At 69.2% G+C, this 14145-nt stretch carries 13 protein-coding genes; 6 read left to right on the top strand and 7 right to left on the bottom strand.

Translation table 11 applies throughout. The annotated features are described in order from the left end of the window. Positions 1-21 precede the first annotated feature (21 nt). Entirely contained in the window at positions 22-645 is a 624-nt protein-coding gene (locus ABIC53_RS05195) for a helix-turn-helix domain-containing protein (protein ID WP_274177854.1), read from the top strand. Positions 646-647: 2 nt separating this feature from the next. Then, the gene (locus ABIC53_RS05190; RefSeq protein ID WP_439117173.1) at positions 648-1967 is read left to right on the top strand and encodes an MFS transporter; all 1320 of its coding nucleotides are present in this window, start codon (positions 648-650) and stop codon (positions 1965-1967) included. 19 nt (positions 1968-1986) lie between these two features. On the opposite strand, the gene ABIC53_RS05185 is transcribed toward ABIC53_RS05190, so the two are convergent. The 5 genes from ABIC53_RS05185 to ABIC53_RS05165 all read right to left on the bottom strand — a co-directional run bounded on the left by ABIC53_RS05185 (position 1987) and on the right by ABIC53_RS05165 (position 7157). Next, the gene (locus ABIC53_RS05185; protein ID WP_112614684.1) at positions 1987-2220 is read right to left on the bottom strand and encodes a hypothetical protein; all 234 of its coding nucleotides are present in this window, start codon (positions 2218-2220) and stop codon (positions 1987-1989) included. Position 2221: 1 nt separating this feature from the next. After that, positions 2222-4801 carry a valine--tRNA ligase gene (gene valS / locus ABIC53_RS05180; protein ID WP_354450649.1) on the bottom strand — a complete coding sequence of 860 codons (2580 nt, stop codon included), beginning with the start codon at positions 4799-4801 and terminating at the stop codon, positions 2222-2224. A 72-nt stretch (positions 4802-4873) separates the two neighbouring features. Continuing rightward, positions 4874-5695 carry a MetQ/NlpA family ABC transporter substrate-binding protein gene (locus ABIC53_RS05175; protein WP_354450647.1) on the bottom strand — a complete coding sequence of 274 codons (822 nt, stop codon included), beginning with the start codon at positions 5693-5695 and terminating at the stop codon, positions 4874-4876. 32 nt (positions 5696-5727) lie between these two features. Beyond that, complete coding sequence (locus ABIC53_RS05170; RefSeq protein WP_354450645.1) at positions 5728-6399, bottom strand: methionine ABC transporter permease; 672 nt, start codon at positions 6397-6399, stop codon at positions 5728-5730. Then, the gene (locus ABIC53_RS05165; RefSeq protein ID WP_354450643.1) at positions 6396-7157 is read right to left on the bottom strand and encodes a methionine ABC transporter ATP-binding protein; all 762 of its coding nucleotides are present in this window, start codon (positions 7155-7157) and stop codon (positions 6396-6398) included. Before ABIC53_RS05165 ends, ABIC53_RS05170 begins: the two co-directional genes overlap by 4 nt. A gap of 45 nt (positions 7158-7202) precedes the next feature. Between ABIC53_RS05165 and ABIC53_RS05160 the strand changes: the two genes are divergently transcribed. Then, entirely contained in the window at positions 7203-7619 is a 417-nt protein-coding gene (locus tag ABIC53_RS05160) for an OsmC family protein (RefSeq protein ID WP_274177861.1), read from the top strand. Positions 7620-7629: 10 nt separating this feature from the next. On the opposite strand, the gene ABIC53_RS05155 is transcribed toward ABIC53_RS05160, so the two are convergent. Further along, on the bottom strand, positions 7630-8136 hold the full coding sequence (locus ABIC53_RS05155) for a GNAT family N-acetyltransferase (protein WP_269266241.1): 507 nt from the start codon (positions 8134-8136) through the stop codon (positions 7630-7632). Next, positions 8133-8780 carry a hypothetical protein gene (locus ABIC53_RS05150; protein ID WP_274177863.1) on the bottom strand — a complete coding sequence of 216 codons (648 nt, stop codon included), beginning with the start codon at positions 8778-8780 and terminating at the stop codon, positions 8133-8135. The genes ABIC53_RS05155 and ABIC53_RS05150 overlap by 4 nt, the downstream gene beginning before the upstream one ends. Positions 8781-9028: 248 nt before the next feature. Between ABIC53_RS05150 and ileS the strand changes: the two genes are divergently transcribed. From ileS to ABIC53_RS05135, 3 genes are read left to right on the top strand one after another with little or no spacing between them, the layout of a single operon-like run. Next, positions 9029-12406 carry an isoleucine--tRNA ligase gene (ileS, locus tag ABIC53_RS05145; RefSeq protein WP_354450640.1) on the top strand — a complete coding sequence of 1126 codons (3378 nt, stop codon included), beginning with the start codon at positions 9029-9031 and terminating at the stop codon, positions 12404-12406. Further along, complete coding sequence (locus tag ABIC53_RS05140; protein ID WP_274177865.1) at positions 12403-13755, top strand: bifunctional folylpolyglutamate synthase/dihydrofolate synthase; 1353 nt, start codon at positions 12403-12405, stop codon at positions 13753-13755. The genes ileS and ABIC53_RS05140 overlap by 4 nt, the downstream gene beginning before the upstream one ends. After that, a complete protein-coding gene (locus tag ABIC53_RS05135) occupies positions 13743-14144 on the top strand; it encodes a DUF4233 domain-containing protein (RefSeq protein ID WP_274177866.1) in 402 nt (133 codons plus the stop codon). Before ABIC53_RS05140 ends, ABIC53_RS05135 begins: the two co-directional genes overlap by 13 nt. Position 14145 lies beyond the last annotated feature (1 nt).

Raw genomic sequence — 14145 nt, 5'->3', positions numbered from 1 at the left:
TGCAAAGCTATCTTTGGACCCATGACCGAAGACAACGCCGAGAAGCGGACGCCTCGCGACATCCGCACGCTCGACTCGGGCGCGCTCCGTGCCCTCGCTCACCCCGTGCGCGTGCGTCTCTACGACATCCTGAGTCAGCAAGGCCCTCAGACGGCCAGCTCGCTCGCGGCGATGACGGGGGAGTCGTCCGGTTCGACGAGCTATCACCTGCGCGCTCTCGCGAAGCACGACCTCATTCGCGAGATCCCCGATCGGGGCACGGCGCGCGAGCGATGGTGGGAACGGCCCACCGGCGGCGTCTCGTTCCCGGGTGCGGACACGATGCGGACGCCGGCGGGCCGCGCCGCGACCCAGGTCGTCATGGGCGAGTTCCTCGATCGTCGACACGAGCAGCTCATGCGCTTCGTGGAGAGCACGTTGCGCGAGGAACTCGACCCATGGGCCGAGAACGCGCTCATCACCTCGGCCACCGTCTCGCTGACGGTCGAGCAGCTCCGCGAGGTCAACGCGCGTATCCAAAGAGTCATCGACGACGTCGTCGACGAGTACCGCGTTGACCCGGACCCCGGCCCGAATTCGTCCTCCGAACACCGCATCGTCTCGCTGCGCGCCGAGGCGTTTCCGATCACGACAGAGAGCGACTGACGATGACCAGCGTGACCGTCTCCCGGATCCGCCCACCCGAGTCCGGGCGCCCCCGTCCGCTCGGGCGCGATTTCTCGCGACTGTGGACCGCCGCCGCGTTCAGCAACCTCGCGGACGGCCTGGGCCGCACGGCGGTGCCCCTGATCGCCACGACACTCACGCGCGACCCGCTGCTGATCTCGTTGCTCGGCGCGGCCGCCTTCCTCCCGTGGCTCGTTTTCGGGGTGCCTGCCGGCGTCATCGTCGATCGGTTCGACCGGCGCCGTGTCATGGCGTTGGCGAACAGCGTGCGCGGCGCGGCCGCGGTCGGTCTGGCCGTGCTCACGGTCACGGGCAGTCTCGACATCGTGTGGCTGCTCGTGGGCACGCTCGTCTTCGGCTTCGGCGAGACCCTGTTCGACAACGCGACCAACGCGATCATTCCGAGCGTCGTCGAGCGGGATCAGCTCGATCGGGCCAACGGGCGCATCCAGGCCGCGCAGATCACCATCGACAGCTTCGTAGCGCAGCCCGTCGCCGGCGTTCTCTTCGCCGTCTCGCTCGCACTACCGCTGTGGCTCGGCGCCGCGGGTTACCTGGTGCCGATCGCGCTGGCGCTCCTTCTCCCGCTGGCCGCGGCGCGTTCACGGGCTTCGGACGTCATCGGCGCGGATCAGGGCGACGTCGTCGCCGGCGCCGTCCCCGAGCCCCTGCCGGCAGCACCGGACGTCGCCGTTCCCGCCGGGGAAGCGTTGCGCTACCTCTGGCGCCATCGGTTCCTGCGTGCCCTGGTCGTGTTCACGTCGGTCGTCGGCTGCGCCTTCGCTTTCGCGCAGGCTCCGACGCTGCTCTACTTCCTCGATGTCCACGGGGTACCCGAGTTCGCCATCGGGTTCGTCACGGCGGGTGTCGGGGTCGGTGCGCTCGCGGGCTCACTCCTCGCTGCGCGCATGGTCGCCCGCTGGGGCCGAGGCAACGTCATGTGGGGCGCGAACCTCGCCGCCGCAGCGTGCATGGTCGCCGTCGGGTTCGCCCCCGGAATCGTCGTCGCGGTCGTCGCCTACGCGGGCATGGCGTTCGCGGTGTCGGTGTGGAATGTCCCGTGGGGTGCGCTGCGGCAGCAGATCATCCCGCCGGCGCTGTTCGGGCGCACTCTGGGCATCATCCGGACGCTCACCTGGGGACTCTTCCCCGTGGCGACGATCCTGGGCGGCCTGGTCGCGTCGATCGACCTGCGGCTGCCGTTCATCGCTGCGGGCGCTGTCTGCCTCACCGCGACGGCCGCGTGCACGCGCCTCATCCGCTCCGCGTCCGCGCAAAGCTCTCCCGCCGCGTCGGAGTGAGCGGCGGGAGAGCGGGGCGTCAGAACTCGTCGTCGTCGATCTGACCGACGACCGGTTCACCGGCGGCGTCGAGCGAGACCACGACACCGGTCTCGAGCTCGGCCACGGGGCGTCCCTCGAGCCAGGTCAGAGTCCACTTCGGACGCGGATCTGCGTCGAGCCCGCCGTCGACCGCGCGAACCCGGTCGCGGAAAGCGGCCGGCAGCGAGACGGGCGGCTCATCGCCACTGGTCCACCGCGTTCCCAAACGCATCTCACGCCTCCTGAGGCGCGAGCTCGACGCGCTCCACGACCAGGTCGCCGTCACCGTCGAGGAGCTCGAGCTTGGCGATGCGTCCGACCGCCTTCAGGTCGCCCTCCGCGCGGCGCAGTCGCTCGATCGTCGCGGCATCCGCGCGCAGCGTCAGTACCGAGACGGGGGTCTTCTGCGAGGCCTTGGCTTCCGTCTTCGCCCGGCGGATGCCGATGAGCGCGGCGCTGGCCGCGGTGAGAACGGCCGGGTCGCCGTCGATGCCGCTCGCTTCCGGCCACGGCGCGGTGTGCACGGAGCCCTCCTCGAACCACGACCATGCCTCCTCTGCGGCGAAGGCGAGCACCGGGGCGAGCAGACGCAGCAGCGACGACAGCGCGAGTCGCAGTGCCAGCGCCGCCGACGCCTGACCCGCGTCGGAGCGGTCGTACGCGCGCTCCTTGACGAGCTCGAGGTAGTCGTCGCAGAAGGTCCAGAAGAACGCTTCCGTGATCTCGAGCGCGCGAGCGTGGTCGTAGGCCTCGAACGCCCGCGTGGCATCGACGATCACACGGTCGAGCGTTGCGAGCATGGCGGCGTCGAGGTCGTGGGTCACCGCCGCGCCCTCGGGCACGGGGAACGACAGCACGAACTTCGCGGCGTTCAGCACCTTGATGGCGAGACGGCGGCCGATCTTCACCTGCGTGGGGTTCTGCGGATCGAACGCGGCGTCGGAACCGAGGCGACTCGACGCGGCCCAGTAGCGGACCGCATCCGTGCCGTGCTGGGCGAGGATGTCGGCGGGGGTGACGACGTTTCCCTTCGACTTCGACATCTTCTTGCGGTCGGGGTCGACGATGAAGCCGGAGATCGCGGCATCCGACCACGGTGCGCGGCCGTCTTCGAGAGCGCTGCGGAGCATCGTGGAGAACAGCCAGGTGCGGATGATGTCCTGCCCCTGCGGCCGCAGATCGAACGGCGCGACGAGCTGCCACAGCTCCTCGTCGCGCTGCCACCCGCCCGCGAGCTGCGGGGTCAGCGACGACGTCGCCCAAGTGTCGAAGATGTCGCGCTCGGCGTCGAATCCGCCGGGCACGCCGCGCTGCTCGGCGGTGTATCCCGGAGGGACATCGGTGGTCGGGTCGATCGGGAGCTGGGCGGCATCGGGGGTGATGACGCGCTCGTAATCGCGTTCGCCGTTCTTATCGAGGCCGTACCAGATCGGGATCGGTACGCCGAAGAAGCGCTGACGGGAGACGAGCCAGTCGCCGGTGAGACCGTTGGTCCAGTTCTCGTAGCGCACCCGCATGAAGTCGGGGTGCCACGACATCTCCTGACCGAGCGAGATGAGGCGCGCCCGGAACTCTTCGTCGCGGGCACCGTTGCGCAGGTACCACTGACGGGTCGAGACGATCTCGAGCGGGCGATCGCCCTTCTCGAAGAACTTCACCGGGTGGCTGAAGGGCTTCGACACCTCGAGCAGCTCGCCCGATTCCTGCAGCAACTCCACCACGCGCTTCTTGGCGCTGAAGACGGTCTTGCCCGCCAGCTCGGCGTAGGCCGCGCGTGCGCCATCCGTGACGATGACGTCAGGCGCCTCGGCCACGATGCGACCGTCGTGGCCGAGGATCGTGCGGTTGGGCAGGTCGAGCTCGCGCCACCAGATGATGTCGGTGACGTCGCCGAACGTGCAGATCATCGCGATTCCCGAGCCCTTGTCGGGCTGAGCGAGGTGATGGGCGAGGACCGGCACCTCGACGTCGAAGAGCGGCGTGCGGACGGTCTTGCCGAAGTAGGGCTGGTAGCGCTCGTCATCGGGGTTCGCCACGAGGGCGACACACGCCGGAAGCAGTTCGGGCCGCGTCGTCTCGATGTGGATGTCGCCGCTGCCGTCGGTCTTGTGGAACGCGATGCGGTGATACGACGCCTGCTGCTCGCGATCCTCGAGCTCGGCCTGCGCGATGGCGGAGCGGAAGTCGATGTCCCACAGCGTGGGGGCCAGCGCCTGGTAGGCCTCGCCGCGCTCGAGGTTGCGCAGGAACGCGAGCTGGCTGGTGCGGATGGTCTCGTCCGAGATCGTCCGGTACGTCTGGGTCCAGTCGACGGAGAGCCCGAGCTGGCGGAAGAGCGACTCGAACTGCTTCTCGTCCTCGATCGTCAGCTTCTCGCACAGCTCGATGAAGTTGCGACGGCTGATGGGCACCTGGTCGGCGGCACGGCTCGACTTGTTGTCGCCGCCCTCGAACGGCGGGACGAACGACTCGTCGTAGGGGAGAGTCGGGTCGCAGCGCACGCCGTAGTAGTTCTGGACGCGGCGCTCGGTGGGCAGGCCGTTGTCGTCCCAGCCCATCGGGTAGAAGACGCTCTTCCCGCGCATGCGCTCGAATCGCACCTTGAGGTCGGTGTGGGTGAACGAGAAGACGTGGCCGATGTGCAGCGACCCGGATGCCGTCGGGGGAGGCGTGTCGACGGAGAAGACGCCGCCGCGGCCGGTCTTCGCGGCACGCGCGCGGTCGAACAGGTAGGTGCCCTGCTCGGCCCACGCGGCGCCCCACTTCTGCTCGAGGCCTTCCAGAGCGGGCTTCTCGGGAATGTGCGCTGTCATGGGAACTCCTCGACGATATGTGCGGCACTGTGTGAGCGTGCCTGAGTGTGCGTCGTCCGAGTCTACCGGGGGTCAGAAGGCGGCTTCGATGGTCTCGTTGCCGTCGATGACCTTTCGCACCTCGTCGCTCGTGAACGCGTCGATGAGTGCCTTCGTGGCAGGGGAATCCGCCTCAGCCGAGGGGACCACGAGTTGAAGCGCGAAGCGGTCGTCGAGTTCGGTGAGCAGGCCGTCGTCCTGCGGCGTGAGGCCGAGCGCGGCGATGTGCGACGGCCACTGGAAGACCAGGTCGGCCTCGTCGTACGCCGTGTTCAACTGGTTGATCTCCAGCGACAGGAACTGAAGGTTCTTCGGGTTCTCCGCGACGTCGTCGAGGGTCGCTGTGTACGGGTCGATGCCGGGGGCGAGGTCGATGATGTCGGCGTCGGCCAGCAGCTTGAGCGCACGCGCGGTGTTCGACGAGTCGTTCGGGATGGCGACCGTGGCACCGTCGGGGAGCTGGCCGATGTCGGTCAGCGTCTTCGAGTAGAAGGCGATGACGAAGTTGTAGACGGGTTGGACCGCCTCGAGCGATGCCCCGTTCTTCTCGTTGAACTCCGTCATGTAGGGCTCGTGCTGCGAGAAGTTCGCGTCGATGTCGCCGGCAGCGAGCATGTTGTTGATCGTGACGTAGTCCGACACCGGAACGAGCTCGATCTCGTACCCGTCGGCGATCGCGGCTCCGGCAGCCTCGACGATGTCCGTCGCGGGGGCGGTCATCGCGCCCACGCGGAGCGTCGTGACCCCGGAATCCGTGTCTCCGGGCGAGCCGGCGCAGCCGGCGAGGAGTCCGGCGACCGCGAAGGTGGCGACGGCCGCCGAGGCGATGCGGGTGCGAAGGGTGCGAACGGGCATGGGTTCTCCTTGTGAGAGCGGGTGGACGAGGGTCAACGGTGATCGAGTCGGATCGACAGGCGGTGACCGGCCGACTGGATGACCAGCACGACGACGAGGATGACGGCGATCGTGAAGTACATCAGCGGATAGTCGTACTCCTGGTAGCCGTAGCGCAGCGCGAAGTCGCCGATGCCGCCACCGCCGACCACACCGAGCACGGTGGAATACGACAGCAGACTGATCGTCGCCGAGGTCAGCGCGTAGACGAGGCCGGGAACGGCCTCGGGAAGCAGGAAGCGCCGGATCGTCTGAGGCAGGGTCGCTCCCATCATGCGCGCGACCCGGGGGATGCCCGGGCTGATCTCGCGCAGAATCTGCTCGACGAGTCGTGCGTAGATCGCGACCGCGACGAAGCAGAGCGAGAACGTCGCCGCAGGAGTGCCGAATGTCGTCCCGTAGACGAGACGTGTCACCGGCACGAGGAACACGACCAGGAGGAGAAACGGGAAGGAGCGCACGACGTTGATGAAGAGGTTTCCGATCCACCACACGAACCGGTTCGGCGCAGCGCCGCCCCGCCGCGTCAGGTACACGAGCATCCCGAGGGGGAGTCCGAGGACCACCGCTGCGGCCAGCGAGACGAGGAGCATGTATCCGGTCTCGCCAAGCGCCTCGAGCAGGTCTCCGCCGCGGCGCTCGAGTGATTCGACCAGGCCGGTCATGCGCCCAGCTCCCGCCGGGCGCGGTCGAGGTAGCTCTCCGGGCCCAGATCCGATCCGGGTTCGACGTGCAGGATGTCGCGCAGACGCCCGTCCTCGAACAGCGCGACGCGGTCGCAGACGCGCCGCACGACGGCGAGATCGTGCGTCACGACGACCACTGTCGTTCCGAACCGGTCCCGGGCCTCGCGGAGGAGCGCGAGGACGCCGTCGGTCGTGGTGGCGTCGAGCGAGGAGGTCGGCTCGTCGCAGAGCAGGACCTCGGGCCGGCCCACGAGCGCGCGGGCGATCCCCACGCGCTGACGCTGACCGCCGCTGAGCTCAGACGGGTACGCATCCTCGCGACCACCGAGACCGACGAAACGCAGCGTCTCGTCGGCCGCGGCGCGTCGCTCATTCACACTCAGGCGGTCCCGGCGGTCGCGCAGTTCGAGGGCGAGCAGGACGTTTTGACGGACGGTGCGATTCGCCAGCAGGTGCACACCCTGGAAGACCACGCCGATCCGCCGGCGCAGATCCCGCAGCGCTGTCCGGCTGAGACCGGTCGGGTCCTGATCGAGCACCCTCACGGTTCCTGCGGTCGCGCTGATCTCGCCGGTGAGCAGAGCCAGGAGAGTGCTCTTGCCGGCACCGCTCTCGCCGATGACTCCGAAGATCTCGCGCGGAGATACAGCGAGATCGACGTCGGTGAGAGCGCGGGTTCCGCCGGGGTAAGTGACGCTCACGCCGCTGAGGGCGATCGGCGCGTCGGTCGGTGGCACAGGGCATCCCCTAATAGTTGGACGACGTTCAACTATAGTCGAACCATGGTCACCCGGTACCGCACCTCTGCTTTCAACGACGACGGCGGCACGGGGGTCAGCCGCGTTCCGGACGGCCTGGAGGTCGCCGTGTCGAATCCATTGCAGCCGGGCCATGACACCGCCGCGAGCAATCCCGAGCAGCTCCTCGCGCTGGCCTGGTCGACGTGCCTGAACGCGACGGCGCAGGCGATCGTGGCGGGCCGCCACCGCACGAAGGCGCGGGTCGAGGTCGAGCTGCGCGACGCCGAGGGGCGCACGGGGTACGAGTTCCTCGTTACGGCTTTCATCTCCGGCGAGGGGCTGGATGCCTCCGAGGCGGCGGAACTCGCCGCTGCAGCGCACGATCGCTGCCCGATCTCGCGCCTGTTGCGGGAATCGCCGCTCGCCGAGGTACGCGGCGAGGCCTGGTCGGCGTCCTGACGAGGCGCCGTCAGCGATCGACGGCGAATCCGAGGTGGGGCATGTCCACGCCTCGGTAGTGCACCATGAACCGGCGGCGAACGGTCATGCCGAGGCGGATGGCGACGTTCATGGATGCGATGTTGGTGTCGCGGACCTTGGCCCAGATGGCCGGAGCACCGAGCTCGCGGAATCCCCAGTCTCGCGCGGCGGCGGCGGCCTCGGTCGCGTAACCGCGGTGCCAGTGCGCCCGCTGGAAGAGGTAGCCGACCTCGAGCACCTCTTCGTCGCCGACGAACTGCCGCGTGATGCCGCACTGCCCGATCATGCCGGCCCCAGGGAGGTCGACGGCCCAGAGGCCGAACCCGTCCTCCTCGTAGCGACGAAGATTGCGCGCGAGCCACCGCGCGCTCTCGTCGTCGTCGAACGCCCCCTCGTAGGCGGTCATCGCGATGGGGTCGGTCAGTATCTCGCGGAGCGGGTCCAGATCGTCCTCGGTCATCAGCCGGAGGACCAGACGTTCGGTGCGGGCGATCATCGGCTCGGCTCCTCGGCGGACGCCTCATCGCGCACGTCCCATCCGAGCGCAGCGGCGAACGCGGGGGCATGCGCTTCGATCTGCCGACGCGATGCAGTGGCGCCGGTCAGCGCCCGGATGTCCGTGAAGGCGAGTGCTTCCAGGCCGCGGAGGTCGAGATCCGTGCTCGAGAGCGCACGGGAGTCGAACTCGTCGACCGTCGTGTCGACGAAACGGACCCGCTCGAGCATCGCGCCCGGGGCATCGAGCGTTCCGATGCGGCAGTCGACGATGAGCACATCGCGCAACGTCGCGGCGGGCACCGAGAGGTAGTCGATCCGGATGCCGCGGAGGATGACGCCGTCCCAGCGGGCACGCTGGGCGTCGAGGGTGCCGATCCGCCCACCGCTGAGGGTCACGGTGCGCCAGCTGCCGTCGCCCGAGCGGAACTCGGCCGTCGCGAGGTCGCGGATGGCCACGTCGGCGAGCACCGCGCCCGTGAGATCGAGCCGGTCGGGGGACCCGGCCTCGACGACGCTCTCGCTCAGCCGTGCGTGGGCGCCGTCGACCGCGCCGCCGTTGAGTGCGATCGACGTCTCGACGAGATCGCCGTGTCTAGTGAGGACACCGGGCTCGAGGTGACGCGGCAGGTCGGGTTCGCTCACCCGAGGGGGCGTGGGACGGGTACGAGGGCGGGCCATACGTTCAGCGTATGCCGACGGTATGATGGGCTCATCAGCACCGATCCGGCCATCACCGGGGAGCTCTCGGAAGAACGGCGGTCACCCGCCCAGTAGAACCGAGCGGGGCAGGCCCGTCACAGCCGCTGGGAGAGTGGCCCTCCGGGGCAAGCGGGGTGGTACCGCGGTCGCACGATCGTCCTCGCAGGAAGTCCGACCCTGCGAGAGAAGCCATGACCTATCCGAAGTCCTCTGCTTTCGGCCCCGCCGCCGACAGCGTCGTTCCGAGCCCCCGCTTCCCCGACGTCGAGCGCGACGTGCTGGCGTTCTGGGAGCGCGACGACACCTTCCGCAGCTCCATCGCGCGGCGCGAGGGGGCGCCCGAGTGGGTCTTCTACGACGGCCCTCCGTTCGCGAACGGGCTCCCGCATTACGGCCATCTGCTCACCGGGTACGCGAAGGATGTCTTCCCTCGCTTCCAGACCATGCGCGGTAAGAAGGTCGACCGCGTCTTCGGCTGGGACACCCACGGCCTCCCGGCTGAGCTCGAAGCGATGAAGCAGCTCGGGATCACCGAGAAGAGCGAGATCGAGGCGATGGGCATCGCCGCCTTCAACGACAAGGCGCGCTCATCCGTCCTCGAGTACACGCGCGAGTGGGAGGACTACGTCACCCGGCAGGCGCGGTGGGTCGACTTCGAACGCGGGTACAAGACGCTCGACACGGGCTTCATGGAGTCGGTGCTCTGGGCGTTCAAGGAGCTGTGGGACAAGGACCTCGCCTACGAGGGGCATCGCGTGCTGCCCTACTGCTGGCGCGACGAGACGCCCCTGTCGAACCACGAGCTGCGCATGGACGACGACGTCTACAAGATGCGTCAGGATCCGTCGGTGACCGTCACCTTCCCGCTCGTCGGGGCGAAGGCCGAGTCCCTCGGCCTCACCGGTGTGCGCGCTCTCGCGTGGACGACGACCCCGTGGACGCTGCCCACGAACCTCGCTCTCGCCGTCGGCCCCGACATCCGCTATGTCGTGCTGCCCGGCGGGCCGGCCGGCGCCGCCGACGTTCATGAGGACCGTGTCGAGGCCGACGCCCACCGCTACCTCCTCGCCGAAGACCTCCTCGCGGGCTACGCGAAGGACCTCGGGTACGGCGACGTCGACGAGGCGCGCGCCGCGATCGAGCGGACCGTTCTCGGCAGCGAGCTCTCGGACGTGCAGTACGACCGGCTCTTCGACTACTACGCGGACACCGACACCTGGGGAACGAGTTCCGCGTGGCGGGTGCTCGTCGACGACTACGTCACCACCACCGACGGCACCGGCATCGTCCACCAGGCCCCGGCCTACGGTGAGGACGACCAGCGCGTGACCGGCGCAGCCGGCATCCCGCTCATCATGAGCCTCGACGACGGCGGGCGCTTCCTCCCGCAGGTCAGCGACGTCGCGGGGGAGTTGTGGATGGACGCCAACCGCCCGCTCATCCGCCTCCTGAAGGCCGAGGGCCGTCTCCTTCGCGAGGCGAGCTACGAGCACTCCTACCCGCACTGCTGGCGCTGCCGCAATCCGCTCATCTACAAGGCGGTGTCGAGCTGGTTCGTGCGGGTCACGGCGATCAAGGACCGCCTGCTCGAACTGAACGAGCAGATCACGTGGGCACCCGAGAACGTCAAGCACGGGCAGTTCGGCAAGTGGCTCGAGGGCGCGCGCGACTGGTCCATCAGCCGCAACCGCTTCTGGGGCTCGCCGATCCCGGTCTGGAAGAGCGACGACCCCGAGTACCCGCGAACCGACGTGTACGGCTCGCTCGCCGACATCGAACGCGACTTCGGTCGCCTACCGCGCAACGAGGCGGGCGAGGTCGACCTGCACCGGCCGTTCATCGATGACCTCACGCGTCCGAACCCCGACGACCCCACGGGCCGCTCGACGATGCGCCGCATCGAGGACGTCTTCGACGTATGGTTCGACTCCGGGTCGATGCCGTACGCGCAGGTGCACTACCCCTTCGAGAACCGGGAGTGGTTCGACGAGCACGCGCCGGCCGACTTCATCGTGGAGTACATCGGACAGACCCGCGGCTGGTTCTACGTCATGCACGTGCTCTCGGGTGCGCTGTTCGACCGGCCGGCGTTCTCGGGCGTCGCCTGCCACGGCATCGTGCTGGGCAGCGACGGTCAGAAGATGTCGAAGTCGCTGCGGAACTACCCGGACGTGTCCGAGGTATTCGATCGCGACGGTTCCGACGCGATGCGGTGGTTCCTGATGGGCTCGTCGGTGCTCCGCGGCGGCAACCTCGTCGTCACCGAAGAGGGCATCCGGGCGGGCGTCCGGGAGTTCCTGCTTCCGCTGTGGAACACCTGGTACTTCTTCGCCACCTATGCCAACGCGGCCGGCGGTGAGGGCGGGGCCGGGTACGAGGCGCGGCGGCGGACCGACTCCACGAACGTGCTCGACCGCTACATCCTGGCGCTGACCGGCGACCTGGTGCGCGATGTCGCAGCCGACCTGGAGGCCCTCGACTCCACGATGGCCGCCGCCAAGCTGCGCGACTTCGCCGAAGCGCTCACGAACTGGTACATCCGCCGCTCCCGTGATCGCTTCTGGGTGGGCGTCGTGCCCGGCGACGATTCCTCGACGGAGGCGTTCGACACCCTCTACACGGTGCTCGAGACGCTGACCCGGGTCGCGGCGCCGCTTCTGCCCCTCGTGAGCGAGCGCGTCTGGCAGGGCCTCACCGGCGGACGGAGCGTTCACCTGGAGGACTGGCCGGACGCGGACGAGTTCGCGCCCGCAGCCGACATCCGTTCGGCTATGGACGCCGTCCGCGAGGTCTCATCGGTGGCCAACGCTCTGCGCAAGAAGGAGGGCAAGCGCGTGCGCCTGCCGCTGCCTCAGCTCACGGTTGCGATGAGTGACGCGGCGTCGCTGGAGCAGTTCGCCGACATCCTCCGCGACGAGCTCAACGTGAAGGATGTCGCTGTGGCCGAGCTTTCGGACGACCTCGCGGCCTCGTATGGCATCAGCCAGCGTCTCTCGGTCAATGCGCGCGCGGCCGGTCCACGACTGGGCAAGCAGGTGCAGCACGTCATCGCGGGTGCCCGGGCGGGCCTGTGGAGCGAGCAGGACGGTGTCGTGACCGTCGACGGTGTCGTGCTCGAGCCCGGCGAGTACGACCTGACCCTCGAAGCGGGAGGGGTGGCGGAAGGCACCGCGATCGCACTGCTGTCGGGCGGCGGGTTCGTCCTGCTCGACACCACCACGACCCCGGAGCTCGAGGCCGAGGGCCTGGCGCGCGACGTGATCCGCGCGGTGCAGGACACCCGGAAGGCTGCCGGGTTCGAAGTCAGCGACCGCATCCGGCTGATGCTGACGTTCGATTCCGACGAGGACGCCGCTGCTGTCGCATCGGCGTTCGACGCCGCCGATGTGGCGGGCGAGACGCTGGCGCGCGAATGGGTGGTGCGCTCACGCACCTCGACCGTTGCCGAGTCTGCGGAGTCCGTCGCCGCGACCGAGCCCGACTTCGAGGCCGTGGTCGCCGCCAAGACCTACGCCAACAGGGGAGACCTCGCCGTGAGCGTCACCCGGCTGACAGGAGAGACCGCATGACCGATCAGGCCCGCGCCGACGCCGTATACACGGCGCTGCTGCAGCGTCAGGGGGAGCAGTGGGTGCAGCCCCGCGTCGAGCGGACACGACGCGTTCTCGAACTGCTGGACGACCCGCAGCGCACCTACCGCGTCGTGCACGTGACGGGAACGAACGGCAAGACGTCGACGAGCCGGATGATCGAGAGCCTCGTCCGCGCGCACGGGCTGCGCACCGGGCTCTTCACCAGCCCGCACCTCGAGCGCTTCACCGAGCGCATCCTGATCGACGGCGAGCCGATCGCCGACGCCGCGGTCGCCGACGCATGGGACGAGATCGCTCCCTTCGTCGACCTCGTGGACGCTGAGCTGGATGCGGCGGGTGACGCTCCTCTGACGTTCTTCGAGCTGCTCACCGTCCTCGCCTTCGTCGCGTTCTCCGACGCGCCCGTCGATGTTGCGGTCATCGAGGTGGGCATGGGCGGATCGTGGGACTCGACCAACACCGCCGACGGGGACGTCGCCGTCATCGGCCCCGTCGCGCTCGACCACGCCGACCGCCTCGGCGAGACCATCGCCGAGATCGCCGCGGTCAAAGCGGGCATCATCAAGCCCGGCGCGGCGGTCGTCTCGGCCGTGCAAACACCCGAGGCGGCCGAGCAGATCCGAGCGCGCGCCGCGGAGGCGGCCGCCACCGTCGGGTTCGCCGGCGAGGAGTTCGGTCTGACCGCGCACAGCCTCGCCGTCGGCGGACAGCAGATCAGTGTTCGGGGGCGCGCGGGGGAGTACCCCGAGCTCTACCTGCCGCTTTACGGCTCTCACCAAGCCGAGAACGCCGCCCTCGCGGTCGCCGCGGTCGAAGCTCTCATCGGCGCCGAGGACCAGGCACTCCACGCGGAGGTCGTCGCGGACGGACTGGGCGCTGTCACCTCCCCGGGTCGTCTGCAGCTGCTCGGGATCAGCCCGACCGTGCTCGTCGACAGTGCACATAATCCCCACGGGGCAGCGGCACTCGCGGCGGCGCTGCGCGAGTCGTTCGACTTCGACGAGTGGGGCGTCGTGCTCGGTGTTCTGGGAGACAAGGACGCCGCGGGGATCGTCGAGGCCCTGGCACCGGTCGCCGCGCACGTGTTCGCGACCTCACCGGACTCGGAGCGCGCGTCGGAGCCGACCCTCGTCGCCGATCTTGCCGAGGAGCGCGGACTCGGGGTCACCGAGCACCGCGACCTCGTCGAAGCGGCCGAGGCTGCGCGCGAGTGGGCCGCGGCTGCGGAACGGCGCGCGGTGATCATCGCCGGTTCGGTCGTACTCGCGGGCGAAGCGATCGCCCTCGCCGCCGCAGAGGACTGGAAGTCGGGATGGCAGGCGTGAGACGGCCTCGCGAGCGCCGACGTCGCGGTGCCGCGGAGTCGCTCGGATCGGTCGTCCTCGGTTTCGAATCCATCGTGGTCTTCCTCGGCGGACTGACCGTCTACGGACTCGGTGCGCTGCCGGAGGGCGTCGCCGACTGGTGGGGAGTGGTCGCCGGGGCGGTCCTCGCCGTGACGATGATCGTCACCTCAGGGCTGCTGCGGCACCGATGGGGCATCCTCCTGGGCTGGCTGCTGCAGGTGGTCCTGGCGCTCGGGGTGTTCCTCGTGCCGGCGCTCGGGATCGTCGCGCTGGTTTTCGGCGGCATGTACGCGTATGCGACCATCAAGGGGGCTGCTCTCGACCGGCGGAACGCCGCCCTCGCAGCCGACGAATCGAACGGAGACTGAC

The sequence above is a fragment of the Microbacterium sp. 1262 genome (assembly GCF_040544895.1).
Taxonomy (GTDB): domain Bacteria; phylum Actinomycetota; class Actinomycetes; order Actinomycetales; family Microbacteriaceae; genus Microbacterium; species Microbacterium plantarum.
This window is presented reverse-complemented; position numbering and strand designations above follow the sequence as displayed.

What these genes read in the sequence shown, in the direction of transcription:
- ABIC53_RS05195 (WP_274177854.1), top strand. Translation starts at nt 22, where the DNA reads ATGACCGAAGACAACGCCGAGAAGCGGACGCCTCGCGACATCCGCACG.
- ABIC53_RS05175 (WP_354450647.1), bottom strand. Translation starts at nt 5,695, where the DNA reads ATGCCCGTTCGCACCCTTCGCACCCGCATCGCCTCGGCGGCCGTCGCC.
- ABIC53_RS05190 (WP_439117173.1), top strand. Translation starts at nt 648, where the DNA reads ATGACCAGCGTGACCGTCTCCCGGATCCGCCCACCCGAGTCCGGGCGC.
- ABIC53_RS05135 (WP_274177866.1), top strand. Translation starts at nt 13,743, where the DNA reads ATGGCAGGCGTGAGACGGCCTCGCGAGCGCCGACGTCGCGGTGCCGCG.
- valS (WP_354450649.1), bottom strand. Translation starts at nt 4,801, where the DNA reads ATGACAGCGCACATTCCCGAGAAGCCCGCTCTGGAAGGCCTCGAGCAG.
- ABIC53_RS05185 (WP_112614684.1), bottom strand. Translation starts at nt 2,220, where the DNA reads ATGCGTTTGGGAACGCGGTGGACCAGTGGCGATGAGCCGCCCGTCTCG.
- ABIC53_RS05170 (WP_354450645.1), bottom strand. Translation starts at nt 6,399, where the DNA reads ATGACCGGCCTGGTCGAATCACTCGAGCGCCGCGGCGGAGACCTGCTC.
- ABIC53_RS05160 (WP_274177861.1), top strand. Translation starts at nt 7,203, where the DNA reads ATGGTCACCCGGTACCGCACCTCTGCTTTCAACGACGACGGCGGCACG.
- ileS (WP_354450640.1), top strand. Translation starts at nt 9,029, where the DNA reads ATGACCTATCCGAAGTCCTCTGCTTTCGGCCCCGCCGCCGACAGCGTC.
- ABIC53_RS05155 (WP_269266241.1), bottom strand. Translation starts at nt 8,136, where the DNA reads ATGATCGCCCGCACCGAACGTCTGGTCCTCCGGCTGATGACCGAGGAC.
- ABIC53_RS05140 (WP_274177865.1), top strand. Translation starts at nt 12,403, where the DNA reads ATGACCGATCAGGCCCGCGCCGACGCCGTATACACGGCGCTGCTGCAG.